The organism is Candidatus Cloacimonadota bacterium, assembly GCA_011372345.1.
Classification (GTDB): domain Bacteria; phylum Cloacimonadota; class Cloacimonadia; order Cloacimonadales; family TCS61; genus DRTC01.
On the sequence record DRTC01000320.1, the window covers coordinates 1 to 3,083 of the forward strand.

Genomic DNA, 3,083 nt, shown 5'->3' on the forward strand with positions numbered 1-3,083 from the left:
ATTTATAATATCAAAGGACAGAAAGTAAGAGAATTGAATACTGAAAATTGTAAATTGAATATTAGGAAAGTGACATGGGATGGAAAGAATAAAAACAACAAACCTGTTTCTTCAGGAATTTATTTCTATAAATTGAAAGTTGGAGATAAATCCACAATTCCCCAAAAAATGTTACTAATAAAGTAATAAGCAAGGATGAGAAAAGCAATAAATTGTTAATAATTATATGAACTGTACTGATTACTATTTTGTTTATTTTTCCTTCATTTGGAAAAAGTTTTGCAATTGATTTTAACAAAGTAAATAGGAATGTGTAAAATATTTCGCAGTAATACACATTGTCAGGTTGCACAGGCAATCCATAGCTAATACTTGCCAAATAGTATTCCTGCTCTATCTCACACGGACAGAATTAATTACGTTGGGTAACAACGGCAAAAAAGCTATCGCGTGAAAAGTGGTAAAAAAGAAACGAATCACATTAAATAAACTCCAAAGCAAATTTAAAGATTGGTGCTTTGAAATGCTCACCATTTTTAGCTGTAACCGTAAAAAAATAGAATAGAATTAATTGAAATGTATTTTTTATGAGATTGATTTTTGAAATAATAGGCATAACAAACAGCTCCTCGCCAAGTAAGAAGAGAAAGTGAAAGAGCGGGGCAGTGACGAAACATTAGCAGTTAGTATTCACATCACACCCATCTTCCATTTCCTGGAAAGCATTAAGCGGAAAATATAGATAGCAGTCTCTTAAACTCCAATCTGCTCTTTTCTATATGCTTCCAATCCTTCCCGAAATATCCTCATTGCTTTTTTAAGAGATTTTTCATTTAAAACATATGCGATACGAACTTCGTTTTTGCCGATATTGGGAGTTGCATAAAAACCTTGAGCAGGAGCAAACATCACGGTTTCCTTATCTATAGAGAAGTCGGTCAGCATCCAGCGCGCAAAATCGTCTGCATCTTTAATGGGAAGTTTGGCAATGATATAAAAAGCCCCTTTTGGTTTTACACAGACAATTCCATCTATTTTCTGCAGTTCTTCAAAAACTGTATTCCTGCGAGTGTCGTATTCTGCCAGGATCTGCTTGAAATATTCGGCTTCAATATCGATGGCAGCATTAGCTGCCAGTTGATCGATGGTTGGAGGACACAAACGGGCTTGTGCAAATTTCAGAGCAGCAGTCATCAGCTGTTTATTACGGGAGATCAAACAACCGATACGAGCACCGCAAGCACTGTATCGCTTGGAAATGCTGTCCACCATAATGGCTTTATCATTGAATTTCTCAAAATCAAGAATGCTCGTGTGCTTTAAACCATCATAAACGAATTCCCGATACACTTCATCTGAGATGACAAACAAGTCATGGCTTTTTGCAATATGAACAATTCTTTCCAGATCATTTTTTGAATAGACAGTTCCTGTTGGATTTCCCGGATTACAGAGCATTATCGCTTTTGTTTTAGGAGTTATTCTGGATAAAATCTGTTCATTATCAGGTAGTGCAAAACCATTTTCAGCAAAAGTTGTCAGCGGAACTATCTTCACCCCGGTCATGGAAGCAAATCCGTTGTAATTCGTATAAAACGGTTCGGGAATAATGATCTCGTCACCTTTATTGCAGGTTACGAGCATGGCAAAAACAATTGCTTCCGAACCAGCAGTGGTGACGATAATATCTTCTTTGCTGATCTTGATTCCGTGTCTGCTGTAGTAGTTCACGAGATTTTCCCGATAACAGTCCAAACCTTGCGAAGGTCCGTAAGCCAGAACCTTATCTCCATAATTCAAATAAACATTGAGCATTTCCTGCGGAGTTTCGATATCGGGCTGCCCAATATTCAGATGATAGATCTTGATTCCTTTTGCTTTTGCATCATTTGCATAAGGCATTAATTTCCTGATCGGAGATTCCTGGATATTAACAGCACGATTTGATAATTTCATTTTTTCCTCACTTTTTATTTTTTTTTATTTACTACGATGGCACGAAGACACGAAGAATTCATTCATTGATGTAGATAGATGAATCCGGTTTATTTCAGTGAATTTTCTCGAGCCAATTCCTCCATTGCCTTCTGAACTTCAATTAATTTATTCTCGATTTCTTCTTTAGAATTTACATGGATCGGTTCTCCATAACTGATATTCACCCGACTGAAAGGAACCGGTAACCTGAATCTGTCCCAGGAATTGAATACCAATTCTTTCTGAATATCAACAGCAACCGGAATGATCGGAAGTTTTGTCAAGTATGCCAAATAAAGTAGCCCATCTTTGATCTCTTCCCGCGGACCTTTCGGACCATCCGGAGTGATGGCGATGCTGTGTTTCTGTGAAAGTTTGACCATTTCTTTCATCGCTTTGATACCATCACGAGTAGATGAACCTCTTGCTGTTTTAAATCCGAGAACTCGACAGGGTCCGGCAACCAGTTCTCCATCTTTTGAAGATGAGATAAGTACAACAACTTTTTCAAATTTCCTGGAGAATAACAGCGGCATAATATTCCGATGCCAGAAAGAATAAATAACTTTTTCTTTTGGAGGTTTTTTTAACACTTTAATTCGTAGAGTAAATCCCAGAATAAGTACGAATTTTGCTGCTAAATATTTCTCGATAAAAAAGAGAAATTTCATCATTGAAAAACCTATTGTAAAACAAACAACCTTGTTTGTTCAGTTAGTTGTTTGCTTATCGGCACAAACAGGATTGTTTGTGATACATCCATCATTTGAAGAAACCTTCGATAATGTCTGCCATTTCTCCGGAAGCAGATTTTTTTCCTAAAATATCGTGAAGATGTTTGAGTTCGGAAGAAATTTTCTGATATTTTTCAGGAGAATTAATTATTTCTGATATTGTTCCGAAAATATTTTCCGCTGAAGCATCATCCTGAACTAATTCCGGTAAGATATCTTTTTCCAAAACGATATTGGGAAGTCCGATCCGTTTGATCTTTACGAATCTTTTCCCAATCTCGTAGGAGATCCTGCTGGTCTTATAAACTATGACGAAAGGTGTTCCGATAAATGCAGTCTCTAAAGCAGCAGTTCCGGAAGTAACGGTCAGAA

General features: G+C 36.7%; 4 protein-coding genes. 1 reads left to right on the forward strand and 3 read right to left on the reverse strand.

The genetic code is table 11. The features are described 5' to 3' along the window. Positions 1-186, forward strand: a 186-nt coding sequence (locus tag ENL20_06225; GenBank protein ID HHE38150.1) for a hypothetical protein, incomplete at its 5' end; no start/stop codon positions are given. Positions 187-753: 567 nt separating this feature from the next. Here ENL20_06225 and ENL20_06230 read toward each other — a convergent pair. The 3 genes from ENL20_06230 to ENL20_06240 form a co-directional block, all read right to left on the reverse strand. Beyond that, a complete protein-coding gene (locus ENL20_06230) occupies positions 754-1,956 on the reverse strand; it encodes a pyridoxal phosphate-dependent aminotransferase (GenBank protein HHE38151.1) in 1,203 nt (400 codons plus the stop codon). A gap of 89 nt (positions 1,957-2,045) precedes the next feature. Next, complete coding sequence (locus ENL20_06235; GenBank protein ID HHE38152.1) at positions 2,046-2,651, reverse strand: DUF374 domain-containing protein; 606 nt, start codon at positions 2,649-2,651, stop codon at positions 2,046-2,048. Between the two features lie 88 nt (positions 2,652-2,739). Next, complete coding sequence (locus tag ENL20_06240) at positions 2,740-3,081, reverse strand: hypothetical protein (protein ID HHE38153.1); 342 nt, start codon at positions 3,079-3,081, stop codon at positions 2,740-2,742. Between the last annotated feature and the right edge of the window lie 2 nt (positions 3,082-3,083).